The 16,725-nt window shown below is 74.2% G+C and carries 14 protein-coding genes and 1 tRNA gene; 14 read left to right on the forward strand and 1 reads right to left on the reverse strand.

Annotated features, from left to right (window positions below):
• Genes O7613_RS06775 through O7613_RS06795 form a run of 5 tightly spaced genes read left to right on the forward strand, consistent with a single transcriptional unit; the run spans window position 1 to window position 7,505 of the window.
• Window positions 1-1,698: a lipid II flippase MurJ gene (locus O7613_RS06775; protein WP_282292790.1), complete on the forward strand. Its 1,698-nt coding sequence runs from the start codon at window positions 1-3 to the stop codon at window positions 1,696-1,698.
• Window positions 1,695-2,828: a glycosyltransferase family 4 protein gene (locus tag O7613_RS06780; RefSeq protein ID WP_282292792.1), complete on the forward strand. Its 1,134-nt coding sequence runs from the start codon at window positions 1,695-1,697 to the stop codon at window positions 2,826-2,828. The genes O7613_RS06775 and O7613_RS06780 overlap by 4 nt, the downstream gene beginning before the upstream one ends.
• Window positions 2,828-5,269 (forward strand): hypothetical protein, encoded by a 2,442-nt coding sequence (locus O7613_RS06785; RefSeq protein WP_282292794.1) that lies wholly within the window; start codon window positions 2,828-2,830, stop codon window positions 5,267-5,269. The genes O7613_RS06780 and O7613_RS06785 overlap by 1 nt, the downstream gene beginning before the upstream one ends.
• Entirely contained in the window at window positions 5,167-6,903 is a 1,737-nt protein-coding gene (locus O7613_RS06790; protein ID WP_281583642.1) for a CTP synthase, read from the forward strand. The genes O7613_RS06785 and O7613_RS06790 overlap by 103 nt, the downstream gene beginning before the upstream one ends.
• Window positions 6,900-7,505 (forward strand): NUDIX hydrolase, encoded by a 606-nt coding sequence (locus O7613_RS06795; protein WP_281583641.1) that lies wholly within the window; start codon window positions 6,900-6,902, stop codon window positions 7,503-7,505. Before O7613_RS06790 ends, O7613_RS06795 begins: the two co-directional genes overlap by 4 nt.
• 64 nt (window positions 7,506-7,569) lie before the next feature.
• Here O7613_RS06795 and O7613_RS06800 read toward each other — a convergent pair whose 3' ends face one another.
• Window positions 7,570-7,950, reverse strand: coding sequence for a TM2 domain-containing protein (locus O7613_RS06800; protein ID WP_281583640.1), 381 nt, complete (start codon window positions 7,948-7,950; stop codon window positions 7,570-7,572).
• Window positions 7,951-8,120: 170 nt separating this feature from the next.
• Here O7613_RS06800 and ald point away from each other — a divergent pair, with 170 nt between their 5' ends.
• The 9 genes from ald to O7613_RS06845 all read left to right on the forward strand — a co-directional run bounded on the left by ald (window position 8,121) and on the right by O7613_RS06845 (window position 16,686).
• On the forward strand, window positions 8,121-9,236 hold the full coding sequence (ald, locus tag O7613_RS06805) for an alanine dehydrogenase (protein ID WP_281583639.1): 1,116 nt from the start codon (window positions 8,121-8,123) through the stop codon (window positions 9,234-9,236).
• 13 nt (window positions 9,237-9,249) lie between these two features.
• The gene (locus O7613_RS06810) at window positions 9,250-10,239 is read left to right on the forward strand and encodes a site-specific tyrosine recombinase XerD (RefSeq protein WP_282294496.1); all 990 of its coding nucleotides are present in this window, start codon (window positions 9,250-9,252) and stop codon (window positions 10,237-10,239) included.
• A gap of 213 nt (window positions 10,240-10,452) precedes the next feature.
• Window positions 10,453-11,376: an AAA family ATPase gene (locus tag O7613_RS06815; protein ID WP_281583638.1), complete on the forward strand. Its 924-nt coding sequence runs from the start codon at window positions 10,453-10,455 to the stop codon at window positions 11,374-11,376.
• A 41-nt stretch (window positions 11,377-11,417) separates the two neighbouring features.
• Window positions 11,418-12,386 carry a ScpA family protein gene (locus O7613_RS06820; protein WP_282292797.1) on the forward strand — a complete coding sequence of 323 codons (969 nt, stop codon included), beginning with the start codon at window positions 11,418-11,420 and terminating at the stop codon, window positions 12,384-12,386.
• A gap of 4 nt (window positions 12,387-12,390) precedes the next feature.
• Entirely contained in the window at window positions 12,391-13,371 is a 981-nt protein-coding gene (gene scpB, locus O7613_RS06825) for an SMC-Scp complex subunit ScpB (RefSeq protein ID WP_282292799.1), read from the forward strand.
• Window positions 13,358-14,128 carry a pseudouridine synthase gene (locus O7613_RS06830; RefSeq protein ID WP_281583635.1) on the forward strand — a complete coding sequence of 257 codons (771 nt, stop codon included), beginning with the start codon at window positions 13,358-13,360 and terminating at the stop codon, window positions 14,126-14,128. The genes scpB and O7613_RS06830 overlap by 14 nt, the downstream gene beginning before the upstream one ends.
• A 175-nt stretch (window positions 14,129-14,303) precedes the next feature.
• Window positions 14,304-14,984, forward strand: a complete 681-nt coding sequence (gene cmk / locus O7613_RS06835) for a (d)CMP kinase (RefSeq protein WP_281583634.1) — start codon at window positions 14,304-14,306, stop codon at window positions 14,982-14,984.
• A gap of 82 nt (window positions 14,985-15,066) precedes the next feature.
• Window positions 15,067-16,449 carry a ribosome biogenesis GTPase Der gene (gene der / locus O7613_RS06840; protein WP_281590352.1) on the forward strand — a complete coding sequence of 461 codons (1,383 nt, stop codon included), beginning with the start codon at window positions 15,067-15,069 and terminating at the stop codon, window positions 16,447-16,449.
• Window positions 16,450-16,612: 163 nt separating this feature from the next.
• Window positions 16,613-16,686: transfer RNA gene (locus O7613_RS06845), tRNA-Pro, on the forward strand.
• Window positions 16,687-16,725 lie beyond the last annotated feature (39 nt).

Genomic DNA, 16,725 nt, shown 5'->3' on the forward strand with positions numbered 1-16,725 from the left:
GTGACGAAACCGGCACCCCTCGCCGCCGCCGGCCGCGTCGCCGGGGCGGCCGCCCTCATCGCCGTCCTCACCGTGGTCAGCCGCCTCGCCGGCTTCGGTCGCACCGCCGTGTTCACCTGGACGCTGTCCACCACCGACCTCGGCGGCGCCTACCTGGTGGCGAACTACGTCCCGAACTTCATCTTCGAGATCGTCGCCGGTGGGGCGCTCGCGAGTCTCGTCGTACCGCTGCTGGCCGGGGCCGTCGAGGCGGGTGACCGGCGGGCGGTGGCCGCCACCACCGGCGCGCTGCTGACCTGGACGCTGAGCCTGCTGATCCCGCTGGCGGTGCTGGTGGCGGTGTTCGCCGACCCGCTGATGGGCCTGCTCGGGCACGGTCTCGGCGAGGTCCGGCAGGCGTCCGGGGCGCGGATGCTGCGGGTGTTCGCCCCGCAGTTGCCGCTCTACGGCGTGGGGATCGTGCTCACCGGCGTCCTCCAGGCGCACCGGCGGTTCGCGTGGCCGGTGCTCGCGCCGCTGCTGTCGAGCGTCACCGTCATCGCGGTCTACCTCGGCTTCACCGCGGTGCAGGGGCGGCTGGCCACCATCGACGAGGCCGGTCGCGGCGGCGAGCTGCTGCTCTCCGGCGGCACCACGCTCGGCGTGGTGGTGCTCTCGCTGTCGCTGCTGATCCCGCTGCGCCGGCTGCGACTGCGGCCCCGGCCGGGCTACCGGTTCCCGGCCGACGCGCGGGCGCGCGTCGGTGGGCTGGTGGTCGCCGGCGTGGTCACCGTGGCCGCCCAGCAGATCGCCCTGGTCGTCGCGCTCAACCAGGTCACCTACGGCCGGACCGCCGACGTCGGCGTCTACAACCTGGCCCAGACGGTCTACTTCCTGCCCTGGTCGGTGCTGGCGGTGCCGCTCGCGATCGCCGCGTACCCGACGCTCGTGGCGGCGCGGGCGACCGGCGACGAGCGCGCCTACCGCGACACCCTGGCCCCGGCGGTGCGTCAGCTGGTGCTGTTCAGCCTGCTCGGCGCCGCCGCGCTGGCCGGCGCCGCGATCCCGCTCGGGCATTTCTTCTTCCCCGACCCGGTCGACGCGGGCACCGCCGCGGCCGGGATCGCCGGGTTCGCGCCCGGTCTGCTCGGCTACGGCCTGTTCGCGATCCTGACCCGGGCGCTCTACGCGCGTGGCGACACCCGCTCGGCAAGCGTCGCGACCGCGTTGGGCTGGCTCAGCGTGCCCGCCCTCGCGGTGCTGTTCGGCCAGGTGCTGCCGCTTGCCGACCGGGTGCTCGCGGTGGCGCTCGCGACCTCCGCAGGCATGCTGCTGCTCGGCGCGCTGCTGGTCGCCGCCGTCCGGCGGGCCGCCGGGCGGGAGGCGCTCGCCGGGGTCGGTCGGGCCGGTGCGGCCGGGCTGCTGGCCGCCGCGGTCGCCGCGGCGGGGGGAGCGGCCACCGCCCGGGTTCTCGGCGGGCTGACCGACGGGACCCCGACGACGATCCAGGCCCTCGTACAGGGCATGCTGTCCGGGGTCGTGGTCGGTGTCCTGTTCCTCGCCGTCGCCTGGCTGACCGACGCCCGCGACCTCCGGCCGCTGCTCGCGGCCGTGGCCCGCCGGCTGCGGCGCCGGCGACCGGCCGCCGGCGCCGACGGCCCACCGGCGGACCAGCACCCCGGCGAGCGGGGCGACGGAAAGGAGATCGTTTCCTCATGACGGACGCCTCGCCGGCACCGCGCTGGCCCGGTTCGGTCGCCCTGGTGCTCGCCTCCAGCACCGGCGGAGTGGGTCAGCACGTCCGCTCCGTCGCCCGCGGGCTCACCGAGGCCGGTGGGTCCGTGCTGGTGTGCGGTCCGACCGCGGTCCAGGACCAGTTCGACTTCACCGGGGCCGGCGCCCGGTTCACGCCGGTGGAGATCCCCGCCAACCCCACCCCCGCCGACGCCCGCGCGGTCACCGCGCTGCGCCGGGCGCTGGCGGAGACGCCCGTCGACGTGGTGCACGCGCACGGGCTGCGCGCCGGCCTGGTCGCCGCGCTCGCCCGCCCGACCGTCCCGCTGGTGGTCACCTGGCACAACGCCGTCCTCGCCGGCGGGCTGCGCGGCACGCTGTCCCGGCTCGTCGAACGCGTCGTCGCCCGGTCCGCCCGGGTCGCCCTGGGCGCCTCCGCCGACCTGGTCGAGCGGGCCGCCGCGCTTGGTGCCGCCGACGCCCGGTCGGCGCCGGTCGCCGCGCCGACGCTGCCCGCGCCGCATCGCCGACGCGCCGCGGTGCGGGCCGAGTTCGACGTCACCGGCGACCGCCCGCTGATCCTGTCGGTGGGCCGGCTGCACCCGCAGAAGCGGTACGACGTGCTGATCGACGCCGCCGCCCGCTGGCGTACCCGGACACCCGCGCCGGTGGTGGTGATCGCCGGCAGCGGGCCCGCCTACCTGCCGCTCGCCGCGCGGATCTCGGCCGCCCGCGCGCCGGTGACCCTGCTCGGGCACCGTACCGACGTGGCGGACCTGCTGGCCGGCGCGGACCTGGCGGTGGTCACCAGCGACTGGGAGGCCCGCCAGCTCTTCGCGCAGGAGGCGTTGCGCGCCGGCGTACCCCTGGTCGCGACCGCGGTCGGCGGCCTGCCGGAGCTGGTCGGCGACGCCGCGGTGCTGGTCCCGGCGGGCGACGTGGACGCCGTGGACGCGGCGGTGCGCGGGCTGCTCGACGACGACGCCCGCCGCGCCGAGCTGGGCCGCCGGGGCGCGGAGCGGGCCGCGAGCTGGCCCACCGAGGCGGACACCGTGGCCGCCCTCGCCGACCTGTACGCCGAGCTGACGCCGCAGCACTCAGCGGGGAACCGCTGATGCTGCGCAGATTGGCTCCGGTGCTGCTGACCCTGGTGGTGGTGGCGCTGGGCATCACCGCGCTGGCCGCCCGCCCGGACGACGGCGACGCCCGGCGCAGCGCCGACTACGTGGTCCTGGTCGGCGCCGCCGGCCTGCGGTGGGACGACGTGGACCCGGAGAACACCCCGACGTTGTGGCGGATGGCCGAGCGGGGCGCGATCGGTTCCCTCTCGGTGCGCTCCGCGCACCGCCCGACCTGCCCGGTCGACGGCTGGTTGACCCTCGGCGCCGGGAACTTCGCCGCCTGGCACGGCACCCGCCCCGGCGGTGGCTGCCCGGCGGGCCCGGTGACCGTCGAGCGACCCGACGGGATCGGCGCCAACCTGCCCGACCAGCCGGCCGTCGTCGCGCACAACCAGAACAAGCTGGCCTGGGGCGCCACGCCCGGTGCGCTGGCCGAGTCGGTGCGCTGCTCGGTGGCGGTCGGCCCGGGCGCCGCGGTGGCCGCCGCCCGCCCGTTCGGCCGGGTCGACAGGTACGAGGCGGCGCTGCCCGACGACCCCGCGGCGCTGCTCGGCTCCTGCGTGCTGAGCATCGTCGACGTGGGCACCGTCGACGACGACGACCCGGCCGTGCGGGCCGCGCAGGCGCGCCAGGCCGACGCCCGGCTCGCCCGGGTGCTGGCCGCCCGGCCGCCGCACTCGCTGGTGCTCGTCGCCGGTGTCTCCGACACCGACTCGCCGGCGCGCCTGCACGTCGCGGTCGCGGACGGCCCCGGCTGGGACGGTGGTTGGCTGACCTCGCCGAGCACCGCCCGGGCCGGCTACCTGCAACTTGTCGACCTGGCGCCGACCGCGCTCGCCGCGCTCGGCCGGCCGATGCCGGAGCGGCTCTTCCTCGGCCGGCCCGCGGTGACCGTCGACGACCGGCCGGACGACCTGCGGACCGCGATCGGCGCGCCGGCCGACGCCGATCGGGAGGCCGCCGCCCAACGCACCGTCGCCGGCTGGTTCTTCACGCTGCTGGCCGCCGCCCAGATGGCGCTCGCGGTGGCGGTGCTGCCGCTGCTGCGCCGGGCCCGCCGGCTCGCCGGACCGCACGGGCCCGCGCCGGTGTCCCGGCGGGTGGTGGCGGTGGTGGAGCTGCTGCTGGTCGCCGCCGCGCTGGCCGTGCCGGCGGCGCTGCTCGCCGACGCCGTGCCCTGGTGGCGCGGGCAGCACGCCGGCTGGTGGTTCGCCTCGGTGACCGTCCTGCTCGTCGTCGGTGGCACGGCCGCGGTCCGGTTCGCTCCCGGGCACGACCGCACGCTCGGGCCGCTCGGCGCGGTCGCCGGGCTGGCCACCCTGGTGGTCGGCGTGGACGTGCTCACCGGTTCCCGGCTGCAACTCAACGGCGTGGTCGGTTACTCCGCGCTCGAGGGCGGGCGGTACGCCGGCCTGGGCACCGTGGGGCTGGGCGTGTTCATCGCCGGCTCGCTGCTGACCGGCGGCTGGCTGGCCCAGCGGGTACGCCGGGGCTGGCGGCCGACCGTCATGGTGACGGTGGGCGGCACCGCCGTGGTGATCGTGGGCAGCCCGTACCTGGGTGCCGACTCGATCGGCGCGATCGCGCTCACCGCCGGCGTGAGCGTGGCGGCGGCGATCTGCACCGGCGGCTGGTTGACCGTCAGCCGGCTCGCCTGGGCCACCATGGCCGGGCTGGCGGTCACCATCGGCTTCGCCCTGGTGGACCTGGGTCGGCCGGCGGCCGAGCGGGGAAGCCTCGGCCGGTTCCTGGCCGCGCTCGGCGACGGCACCGGCGGGCTCACCGTGCACCGGTCCAGCACCGCCAACTTCGAGACGTTCGTGAACAGCCCGCTCACCGTGCTGGCCGTGGCCGGGGCCGCGCTGGTCTGGCTGGCCCTGCTCCAGCCGTGGGGTGGGCTGTTGCGGCTGTTCGGCATCTACCCGGCGATCCGGGCGGCGATGGCCGGCACCGGGGTCGCCGCCGGGCTGGGCGGCGTGCTGGGCGGTTCGGCGCTGGACGTGGCCGGGGCGGCGGGCGCGCTCGTGGTGCCGATGGCGGCCCTGGCCGCGCTGCGGGTGCTCGACCACTCCACCGACCGCACCCTCCCCGACAGCGGACCGCCCGGGGGAGAGGGAGGCGCCGCGCCGCCGGACGGCTCCGGTCCCGGTGGCGCGGACCCGTCCGGCGGCCCCGCGGCGCGGGCGGAGGGGGCCCCACGTGCGCCGACAGCGGGTGCGACGCCGGCTCACGGTCCGAAAGGTGTTACCGTGGAGTCCCGTGGATCGCGTGATCACTTGGCTGATCGGCACGGCGGTTCGCACGACCGCTACGGACGACACGGGAGCAGGCCTTGGCCCCTTCAGCACGGACGACCAGGCACATTTTCGTCACCGGGGGGGTCGCCTCCTCGCTGGGCAAGGGCCTCACCGCCTCCAGCCTCGGCAACCTGCTGAGCGCGCGCGGGCTGCGCGTGGTGATGCAGAAGCTCGACCCCTACCTGAACGTCGATCCCGGCACGATGAACCCGTTCCAGCACGGTGAGGTCTTCATCACCGAGGACGGGGCCGAGACCGACCTCGACGTCGGCCACTACGAGCGGTTCCTCGACCGTGACCTCTCCGGCAAGGCCAACGTCACCACCGGGCAGATCTACTCGGCGGTGATCGCCAAGGAGCGGCGCGGCGAATACCTGGGGGACACCGTCCAGGTCATCCCGCACATCACCAACGAGATCAAGGCCCGGATCCTCGGCATGGCCGACCCCGACGCCGACGGCCAGGTGCCCGACGTGGTGATCACCGAGGTCGGTGGCACCGTCGGCGACATCGAGTCGCTGCCGTTCCTGGAGTCGATCCGCCAGATCCGCCACGACCTGGGCCGGGACAACTGCTTCTACCTGCACGTGTCGCTGGTGCCCTACCTGGCGCCCTCCGGCGAGCTGAAGACCAAACCGACCCAGCACTCGGTGGCGCAGCTGCGCAGCATCGGCATCCAGCCCGACGCGCTGGTGCTGCGCTGCGACCGGGAGATCCCGGACAAGGTCAAGGAGAAGCTGTCGCTCTACTGCGACGTCGACCGGGAGGCGGTCACCGCCGCCCCGGACGCGCCGAGCATCTACGACATCCCGAAGGTGCTGCACCGCGAGGGCCTGGACGCGTACGTGGTGCGCCGGCTCGGCCTGTCCTTCCGCGACGTCGACTGGACCAGCTGGGACGACCTGCTGGAGCGGGTGCACCAGCCGCGCCACACCGTCACCGTCGCCCTGGTCGGCAAGTACGTCGACCTGCCCGACGCCTACCTGTCGGTGAGCGAGGCGATCCGGGCGGCCGGGTTCGGCCACCGGGCGCGGGTGCAGCTGCGGTGGGTGCCGAGCGACGACTGCGTCACCCCGGCCGGCGCGGCCGCCGCCCTGGCCGGCGTCGACGGCATCGTGATCCCCGGCGGGTTCGGGGTGCGCGGCATCGAGGGCAAGGTGGGCACCGCCCGGTACGCCCGGGAGAACGGCATCCCGCTGCTCGGACTCTGCCTCGGCCTCCAGTGCATGACCATCGAGGTGGCCCGCGACCTGGCCGGCCTCGACGGGGCCAACTCGCTGGAGTTCGACGAGGAGGCCGTGCACCCGGTCATCGCCACCATGGCCGACCAGGAGGACATCGTGGCCGGGCGCGGCGACCTGGGCGGCACCATGCGGCTCGGCGCGTACCCGGCCACGCTGGCCGAAGGCTCGATCGTCGCGCAGGCGTACGGCAGCACCGAGGTCAGCGAGCGGCACCGGCACCGGTACGAGGTGAACAACGCCTACCGCGACCAGCTCACCAAGGCCGGCCTGATCGTCTCCGGCACCTCGCCGGACGGCCGGCTCGTCGAGTTCGTCGAGCTGGACCGCAACCTGCACCCGTTCTTCGTGGCCACCCAGGCGCACCCGGAGCTGAAGAGCCGCCCGACCCGCCCGCACCCGCTGTTCGCGGCGTTCGTGGCCGCCGCGGTCGCGTACTCCGAGGCCGACCAGCTCCCGGTGGACCTGGACGGCGCGGCGGAGGCCGCCGCGAGCAAGCCCGGCCGCGCGGCGAAGGCGACCGCGAAGTGAGCGGCGTGGCGCACCGGTACGAGGTGACCGCGCGCCGCGACGTGTGGTCCGGCCGGATCTTCTCCGTGGTCAGCGACGACGTGACCATGCCCGGCGGCGGCACCGCGGCCCGCGACTACGTGCGGCACGTCGGCGCGGTGGCCGTGGTGGCGCTCGACGACGCCGGTCAGGTGGTGCTGATCCGGCAGTACCGGCACCCGGTCGGCCGGCACCTGTGGGAGTTGCCGGCCGGGCTGATGGACGTGCGCGGGGAGGACCTGGCCGCCGCGGCGGCGCGGGAGTTGGCCGAGGAGGCCGACCTGACCGCGGGCCGCGTCGACGTGCTCGTCGACCTGCACAGCTCGCCCGGCTTCACCGACGAGGTGGTCCGGGTCTTCCTGGCCCGCGACCTCGCCGACGTGCCGGCCGGGCAGCGGCACGACCGGCACGAGGAGGAAGCCGACCTCCAGGTCGTCCGGGTCGACCTGGACGAGGCGGTCCGGATGGTCCTGGCCGGTGAGATCACCAACGCCTCCTGCGTGGCCGGGCTGCTCGCCGCCGCCCGGGCCCGGGAAACCGGCTTCGCCGAGCTGCGCCGGCCCGAGGCGCCGCTGCCCCGCTGATCGGGAACCGACGACGAAGGGGCCGCGCGGCGTGTGCCGCGCGGCCCCTCTCCGTGACCGCCGCTCAGTCGCGCAGCGGGCGGCCCTGTCCGTCGACGCCGCCGTTGACCAGGATCAGGATGCCGTCGACGAGGCCCCAGATCGCGCCGAAGCCACAGGTCACGAGCGTGACGACGAGCTGGATCACGCCGGTCTTGGTGTCGCCCATGTAGAACCGGCCGATACCGAAGCCGCCGAGCAGGATCTGGAGGATGCCCGCGACAACCTTGCTCTTGTCCGAGACGCCCTGCGGGTACTGCGGGTACTGCTGGTAAGGAGTGGTCATGAGCGGACACCATAGTGATCCACTGTCGTCCTGTCCGCCTCGCCGCCCACCCGGTGGGAAGATGTCCACCGAAGTCTGTCCTGTCGGCTGAGGGCCGCTCCACCGCCCAGCCCGGTCCATGCCTGACACACCGTCAGCACCACCGGGCACCGGATGTCACAGTGTCGGCGTTCCCGGGCGGCCCGCGCGCCTAGACTGCCGCCGGCGGGACCGGTGGACCGCGTCGGCAACGGAGCCGTCGGGGCGCCGCGCTGCCGGGGTGAGCCGCCCCCGAGGAAGGTGTCTGCATCGTGAAGGTCGGAATCCCCCGCGAGGTCAAGAACCACGAGTACCGGGTGGCGATCACACCGGCGGGCGTCCACGAGTTCACCCGCCACGGCCACGAGGTCTGTGTCGAGGCGGGCGCCGGGGTCGGCTCCAGCATCACCGACGACGAGTTCGCCGCCGCCGGCGCGAAGATCCTGGCCACCGCCGACGAGGTCTGGGACACCGCCGAGCTGGTCCTCAAGGTCAAGGAGCCGATCGCCGAGGAGCACCACCGGATGCGCGCGGGGCAGGTGCTCTTCACCTACCTGCACCTCGCCGCCTCCCGCGAGTGCACCGACGCGCTCGTCGACAGGAAGGTCACCGGCATCGCGTACGAGACGGTCGAGCTGCCCGACCGGTCGCTGCCGCTGCTCGCCCCGATGTCCGAGGTGGCCGGCCGGCTCGCCCCGCAGGTCGGCGCGTTCCACATGATGCGCACCGGCGGCGGCCGGGGTGTGCTGCCCGGCGGCGTCTCCGGCGTGTACGCGGCCAAGACCGTGGTCATCGGCGCCGGCGTGTCCGGCCTGAACGCCGCCGCCATCGCCCTGGGCCTGCAGTCCGAGGTGCTGCTGCTGGACAAGAACGTGGCCCGGCTGCGCTCCGCCGACGCGATCTACCGCGGCCACCTCCAGACCGTCGCCTCCAACGCGTACGAGATCGAACGGGCCGTGCTCGACGCGGACCTGGTCATCGGCGCGGTGCTGGTGCCCGGCGCGAAGGCCCCGAAGCTGATCTCCAACGAACTGGTGTCCCGGATGAAGCCGGGCAGCGTGCTCGTCGACATCGCCATCGACCAGGGCGGCTGCTTCGAGGACTCGCGCCCCACCACGCACGACGAACCGGTCTACAAGGTGCACGACTCGATCTTCTACTGCGTGGCGAACATGCCCGGCGCGGTGCCGAACACCAGCACCTACGCGCTCACGAACGTCACCCTGCCGTACGCCCTCGAACTGGCCAACCAGGGCTGGCGGGCCGCGCTGCGCGCCGACCCGGCGCTCGCGCTGGGCTTGAACACCCACGACGGCCGGGTGGTCTACGGCCCGGTCGCCGAGGCGCACGGCATGGACGTGCTGCCGCTGGCCGAGGTGCTGAGCTGAGCGAGGTGCCGAGCTGACCGGACCCGCGACGGACCGGGCCGGCGCGCAAGCCGCGCCGGCCCTGCGTCGCGCGGTCCGCGGCTACCTGGACCACCTCACCGTCGAGCGTGGACTGTCCGGGAACACGCTCGCGTCGTACCGCCGGGACCTGGACCGCTACCTGACCACCCTGGCCGCCGCCGGGGTGACCGACCTGGCCGCCGCCGGCACCCGCGAGGTCGAGGCCCACCTGGCCCGGCTGCGCGCCGGCGACGACGACCACCCGCCACTCGCCGTCTCCTCCACCGCGAGGGCCGCCAGCGCGGTACGCGGCCTGCACCGCTTCGCGCTGCGCGAGGGACTGACCGGCGCCGACCCCGGCCGCGACGTGCGCCCGCCCACGCCACCGCGGCGGCTGCCCCGGGCGCTGCCCGTCGACGACGTCCGGCGGCTGCTGGAAACCGCCGGACCGGCCGGGGCCACCGGCGACGCGGCGCCCCGCGCGCTGCGCGACCGGGCGCTGCTGGAGTTCCTGTACGGCACCGGCGCGCGCATCTCCGAGGCGGTCGGCGCGGCCGTCGACGACGTCGACCTGGACGCCGGCGTCGTGCTGCTGCGCGGCAAGGGCGGCAAGGCCCGCCTCGTCCCGGTCGGCGGGTACGCCGCCGACGCGACGCGCGCCTGGCTGGTCCGGGGCCGCCCGGCGCTCGTCGCCGCCGGCCGGGGCACCCCGGCGCTGTTCGTCAACGCCCGCGGCGGGCCGCTCACCCGGCAGGGCGCCTGGGGCGTGCTGCGCGCCGCCGCCGCCCGCGCCGGCCTGCCGGTCGACGGGCCCGACGCGGTCTCTCCGCACACCCTGCGCCACTCCTACGCCACCCACCTGCTCGACGGTGGCGCGGACGTGCGCGTCGTGCAGGAACTGCTCGGCCACGCGTCGGTGACCACCACCCAGGTCTACACGTTGGTCACGGTGGAACGGCTGCGCGAGGTGTACGCCACCGCCCACCCCCGCGCGCTGGAATGAGTGGTCCGGGGCGCCGACCCGGCCGGTCGCGGACCGAGCCACCGACGGGCCGCCGACACGCCGACCCGCTACCGAACCTGCTGCTGGCCGGTGGCGTACAGTCGGCATCGGCGCGGGCCTCCAGGTGCGACGGACCGGAGGTGCGCAGCGGCGCCGCGAGGGACGTCGGACGGCTCCGACGCCGGGTGGTCGTCGGGAGGGGGCAACGAGGACATGGCAGGAAACGGTGACCGTGCCGAGACCTGGACGTCGGAGCTCCGTGAACAGCAGGCGACGCTCGGCGCCGACCTCGGCCCCGCCGACCCGGCCGCGTACACGATGCGCAAGCCGATCCCCGAGCCGATGCCGACCGACCGGCACGGCCCGGCGCGGATCATCGCGATGGCCAACCAGAAGGGTGGCGTCGGCAAGACCACGACCACCATCAACCTGGGCGCCGCGCTCGCCGAATACGGCCGCAAGGTGCTCCTCGTCGACTTCGACCCGCAGGGCGCCCTCTCCGTCGGCCTGGGCGTCAACCCGCACAACCTCGACCTGTCGGTCTACAACCTGCTCATGCAGGACGACGTCACCGCCGAGGACGTCCTGATCAAGACCGACGTGGCCGGGCTGCACCTGCTGCCGGCCAACATCGACCTCTCCGCCGCCGAGATCCAGCTCGTCAACGAGGTCGCCCGGGAGATGGCCCTGGCCCGGGTGTTGCGCACCATCCGCAAGGAATACGACTTCATCCTGATCGACTGCCAGCCCTCGCTCGGCCTGCTGGCGATCAACGCGCTGACCGTCGCCCACGGTGTGCTCATCCCGCTGGAGTGCGAGTTCTTCAGCCTGCGCGGCGTGGCGCTGCTGCTGGACACCATCGACAAGGTGCGCGAGCGGCTCAACTTCGACCTGGAGCTCGAAGGCATCCTCGCCACCATGTACGACAGCCGCACCACCCACTGCCGTCAGGTGCTCCAGCGCGTGGTCGAGGCGTTCGGCGACAAGGTCTACCAGACCGTCATCACCAAGACCGTGAAGTTCCCCGAGTCGACCGTCGCCGGCGCGCCCATCACCACGCTCGACCCGGCGTCCTCCGGCGCGCGCAACTACCGGCAGCTCGCCCGAGAGGTGATCGCCGCCCAGTCGGACCGGTAGGGCCCACGCCAGCCGCCCGCCGCGTCGACTACGGTTTCCCGGTGACCGCACCGCCCTTCGACCCGCCGCACGGCGACCCCGTCGCCGTTGGGCCGGCCGCTGCCGAGGTGCTCACGGTCGACCCGGCTCCGGTGGAGGAGACAAGCGGTTTCACCGTCCGGCTGGACAACTTCACCGGCCCCTTCGACCTGCTGCTCCAGCTGATCAGCAAGCACAAGCTGGACGTCACCGAGGTCGCCCTGCACCGGGTCACCGACGAGTTCATCGCCTACCTGCGGGCCATGGGCGACCAGTGGGACCTGGACGAGACAAGCGAGTTCCTGCTGGTCGCCGCCACCCTGCTCGACCTCAAGGCGGCCCGGCTGCTGCCCTCTGCCGACGTCGAGGACGAGGCGGACCTGGCGCTGCTGGAGGCGCGGGACCTGCTCTTCGCCCGGCTGCTGCAGTACAAGGCGTACAAGGAGGCGGCGGCGCACATCGCCGAACTCGAGGCGGTCGGCGGTCGGCGTTACCCGCGCGCGGTCACCCTCGAACCCCGGTACGCCGAGGCGCTGCCCGACCTGGTGCTCGGCATCGGCCCGCAGCGGCTGCTCAAGCTCGCGTTGAAGGCGATGAGTCCGAAACCGGTGCCGGAGGTGTCCATCGCGCACGTGCACATGGTCCGGGTCAGCGTCCGGGAGCACGCCGGCGTCATCGCCGACCGGCTGCGTCGCGCCGGGGTCGCCACCTTCTCGCAGCTCTGCGTCGACTGCGAGATGACGCTCGAGGTGGTGGCCCGGTTCCTGGCGCTGCTGGAGCTGTACCGGCAGGGGCTCGTCGCGTTCGTGCAGGAACAAGCGTTGGAGGAGCTGACGGTCCGCTGGACCGGCCCGGCCGACGGCGACGCCGAGCTGACCGTCGACGAGTACGCCGGCACCCCGGACCCGACCACCACGCCCGCAGGCGCCGTTGACGCGGACGCTGACTCGCGCCGCGAAGCGGCGGACACGACCGCACCGACGCAGGAGTGATCTGATGAGCGACGAGGAACGCCGCGACTCGCTGGCGGACCAGGCCGCCGCCTGGATCCCCCCGTGGGAACGCCCCACCCCGGCAACCCCCGCCCCCGCCGACGAGGACCCGCCACAATCCGACCGTCCCGAGCCCCAGGATCTCCACCCCGCGGCAGATCTTGGAAGCCATGGGCCCCCAGCGGGGCCGTTTCCTTCCAAGATCGCGTCTGTGGACGAGGCGAGTGGAGATCCTGGTACGGTTCCGCCCCTCCAGGGGACGGACCGTACCAAGATCTCGGGGGAGACGTCGGTCGGCGACGACGAGGGCGGCGGTGCGCCGAGCGGCGGTGGGGCGGGCGTTGACGGGGCGGGCGGTGGGGCGGGGGGCGCTTCCGGCGTACCTCCGAAGCGGGGTCGGCGGCGGGCGGCGCCGGAACCCGCGCCCGCGCCGGTGTTGGACGACGCGGAGCTGCGCGGAGCCCTGGAAGCGATCCTGCTGGTGGTGGACCAGCCGGTCAGCGAACTGGTCCTGGCGGAGGTGCTGGAGCAGGCCCCGGAACGGGTGGGCGCGATGCTCGACGACATCGCCGCCGGCTACACCGCCGCCGGGCACGGCTTCGAGCTGCGCCGGGCCGCGGGTGGCTGGCGTCTCTACACCCGGCCGGAATACGCCACCTACGTCGAGCGGTTCGTGCTCGACGGGCAGTCGGTCCGGCTGACCCAGGCCGCGCTGGAGACCCTCGCCGTGGTCGCCTACCGGCAGCCGGTGACCCGTTCGCGCATCTCGGCCATCCGGGGTGTCAACTGCGACGGGGTGCTCCGTACCCTGGTGGGTCGCGGCCTGGTCGAGGAGTGCGGCACCGAGGCGGACAGCGGCGCCTTCCTCTACCGGACCACCATCATGTTCCTGGAGAAGCTGGGGCTCAACTCGGTGGACGACCTGCCGCCCCTGGCCCCGTTCCTTCCCGACGACGTAGAAGAGCTTGCCGATGCCACGCGATGACCGTGCCCCGAAGACCGACGCCCCCGTGTACGAGGGTGCCGAGCGCCTCCAGAAGGTCCTCGCCGCCGCGGGGGTGGGCTCGCGGCGCGCCTGTGAGGACCTGATCTTCCGGCGGCGGGTCACGGTCAACGGCCGGGTCGCGCAGCTCGGCGACCGGGCCGACCCCGCCCAGGACGTCATCCACGTCGACGGGGAGCGGCTCCAGGTCGACACCCGGCTGGTCTACCTGGCCATGAACAAGCCACGCGGGGTGGTCTCCACCATGGCGGACGAAAAGGGACGCGCCGCGCTGTCCGACTTCCTCGGCAACCGGGTCGAGCAGCGCGTCTACCACGTCGGGCGGCTCGACGCGGACAGCGAGGGCCTGCTGCTGCTCACCAACGACGGGACGCTCGCGCACCGGCTCATGCACCCCTCCTTCGGGGTGCCGAAGACCTACCTGTGCGAGGTCTCCGGGCCGATCCCGCGCAACCTCGGCAAGCGCCTGGCCGCCGGCGTCGAGCTGGAGGACGGGCCGGTCCGGGCCGAGGCGTTCAAGGTGGTGGACACACTCGGTAAGACCGCCCAGGTGGAGGTCACCCTGCACGAAGGGCGCAAGCACATCGTCCGGCGGATGTTCGACGAGGTGGGGCACCCGGTGAGCCGTCTGGTGCGTACCTCGATCGGTCCGATCCGGCTGGGCGATCTGCGCGCCGGGCGCACCCGGCGGCTGACCAACGCGGAGGTCGCCGCCCTGTTCAAGGCCGTGGGTGACTGACCGGAGACGATCGGGGAACGGCTCCCGGTAGGCTTCGACGCGGTCCGCGGGCCGGCGCGCACGCGCCCCCGGCGGTACGCCCGCGCGGCGCGGGCATGATTGACGACGACACACATCCGCTCAACGGCGCCGGACACACCGGCGACCCGCGAGGTACGGGCTGAGGAGGACAACGGTGGAGGAAAACGTACCGGCCGGGCGCTGCGTGGTCGCGGTGGACGGGCCGTCCGGTTCGGGGAAGTCCACCGTGTCGCGGCGGCTGGCGGTGAGCCTCGACGCCCGCTACCTCGACACCGGTGCCATGTACCGGGCGCTGACCTGGGCGGTCCTGCGCTCCGGGGTGGAGCTGACCGACACCGAGTCGGTGGCCAAGGTCGCCGGCGAGGCCGACCTGCGCATCGGCACCGACCCCCGGGGGTACGCGGTGACCGTCGACGGCACCGACGTGTCCACCGACATCCGTGGCGCCGAGGTGACCGGCGCGGTCTCCGCGGTCGCCGCCGTCGGCGCGATCCGTGAGCTGCTCGTCGACCGGCAGCGGCGGCTGATCGCCGAGGCGGGCCGGATCGTGGTGGAAGGCCGCGACATCGGCGCCGTGGTGGCCCCCGACGCCGACCTGAAGGTCTACCTGACCGCCTCCGAGGCGGCCCGCGCCCGGCGGCGCAGCGCCGAGGACGCGGCCGACGTCACGGCGACCGCCGCCGACCTGGCGCGGCGAGACCGGCTCGACTCGACCCGCAAGGTCAACCCGTTGCAGCAGACCCCGGACGCCGTGGTGCTGGACACCACCGAGTTGGGCATCGACGAGGTCGTCGCCCGCCTGCGTGACCTTCTCACCGAGCGGGGTGTCGCGTGAGCGGGGTTCCGTGGGCGCCGCTGGCGTTGCCGGCTCCGACGAAGGGTGGCCCGGCGTGAGCGACGACGACTTCGGTGGTTGGGTGGAGCTGCGCGAGCCGGAGGCCGACGCCGAGGAGCCGACCGGTCCGCAGCCCGTGGTGGCCGTGGTCGGCCGCCCCAACGTGGGCAAGTCCACACTCGTCAACCGCCTCATCGGTCGTCGCCAGGCGGTCGTCGAGGACGTTCCCGGCGTCACCCGGGACCGGGTGCCCTACGACGCGCAGTGGAACGGCCGGGCGTTCACCGTGGTGGACACCGGCGGTTGGGAGCCCGACGCCCGGGACCGGGCCGCGGCCATCGCCGCCCAGGCCGAGACGGCCGTGGTCACCGCCGACGTGGTGCTGTTCGTGGTGGACGCCATGGTCGGTTCGACCGACGTGGACGAGGCCGCGGTGAAGATGCTGCGTCGCAGCGCCAAACCGGTGATCCTGGTGGCCAACAAGGCCGACAACACCACCATCGAGATGGAGGCGACGTCACTGTGGTCGCTCGGTCTCGGTGAGCCGTTCCCGGTGTCGGCGCTGCACGGCCGCGGCTCCGGCGACCTGCTCGACGCCATCATGGCCGCGCTTCCCGAGGCGCCGAAGATCGTGGAGAACCGCCCGCGCGGCCCGCGCCGGGTGGCCCTGGTCGGCCGCCCCAACGTCGGCAAGTCCAGCCTGCTCAACCGCTTCTCCGGCGAGGACCGGGCGGTGGTCGACTCGGTCGCCGGCACCACTGTCGACCCGGTGGACAGCCTGGTCGAGATCGGCGGCGAGACCTGGCAGCTGGTGGACACCGCCGGCCTGCGCAAGCGGGTCGGACGGGCCAGCGGCACCGAATACTACGCCAGCCTGCGTACCGCCTCGGCGATCGAGGCGGCCGAGGTGGCGGTGGTGCTGCTGGACTCCAGCGAGGTGATCAGCGAGCAGGACCAGCGGATCCTCACCATGGTGGTGGAGGCCGGCCGGGCCCTGGTCATCGCGTTCAACAAGTGGGACCTGGTGGACGCCGACCGCCGCTACTACCTGGACAAGGAGATCGACCGGGAGCTGCGGCGCATCCCCTGGGCGATCCGGCTGAACCTGTCCGCGCAGACCGGCCGGGCCGTCGACAAGCTGGCTCCGGCGCTGCGCAAGGCGCTCGCGAGCTGGGAGACCCGAATCCCCACCGCGCAGCTCAACCAGTGGCTCACCGCGCTGGTCCAGGCCACCCCGCACCCGGTACGCGGCGGACGCGCCCCGCGGATCCTGTTCGCCACCCAGGCCGGGGTGGCGCCGCCGCGGTTCGTGCTGTTCACCACCGGTCCGCTGGACGCCGGCTACCAGCGGTTCGTGGAGCGCAAGCTGCGCGAGGAGTTCGGCTTCGAGGGCAGCCCGATCGACATCTCGGTCCGGCCGCGGAAGAAGCTCGGCCCCGGCGGCCGTGGCAAGGCCCACGGCTGAGTCATCCGGGCGGAGGCCGCCGAACCCAACCCGGCGGCCTCCTTCCTAGGATGCTCTAGGGGGAGTGGTGCGGGCCGCGCGAGGCGGAGGGGCCTGTGCGTGCCGTGCGAAGATCTTGCGCTAAGCTGTATCGGCTGCCGCGGGGAACTTCACGCGGGGGCATCGGGACGTGGCGCAGTTTGGTAGCGCACTTGACTGGGGGTCAAGGGGTCGTCGGTTCGAATCCGGCCGTCCCGACAAAGTCAAAGCCCTGACCAGCGGGAACACTGGTCAGGG

This window comes from Micromonospora sp. WMMD975, assembly GCF_029581215.1.
Lineage (GTDB): Bacteria > Actinomycetota > Actinomycetes > Mycobacteriales > Micromonosporaceae > Micromonospora.

Coding starts and splice junctions, on each gene's coding strand:
- O7613_RS06780 (WP_282292792.1), top strand. CDS start 1,695: ATGACGGACGCCTCGCCGGCACCGCGCTGGCCCGGTTCGGTCGCCCTG.
- O7613_RS06785 (WP_282292794.1), top strand. CDS start 2,828: ATGCTGCGCAGATTGGCTCCGGTGCTGCTGACCCTGGTGGTGGTGGCG.
- O7613_RS06800 (WP_281583640.1), bottom strand. CDS start 7,950: ATGGACCGGGCTGGGCGGTGGAGCGGCCCTCAGCCGACAGGACAGACT.
- O7613_RS06815 (WP_281583638.1), top strand. CDS start 10,453: ATGGCAGGAAACGGTGACCGTGCCGAGACCTGGACGTCGGAGCTCCGT.
- scpB (WP_282292799.1), top strand. CDS start 12,391: ATGAGCGACGAGGAACGCCGCGACTCGCTGGCGGACCAGGCCGCCGCC.
- O7613_RS06830 (WP_281583635.1), top strand. CDS start 13,358: ATGCCACGCGATGACCGTGCCCCGAAGACCGACGCCCCCGTGTACGAG.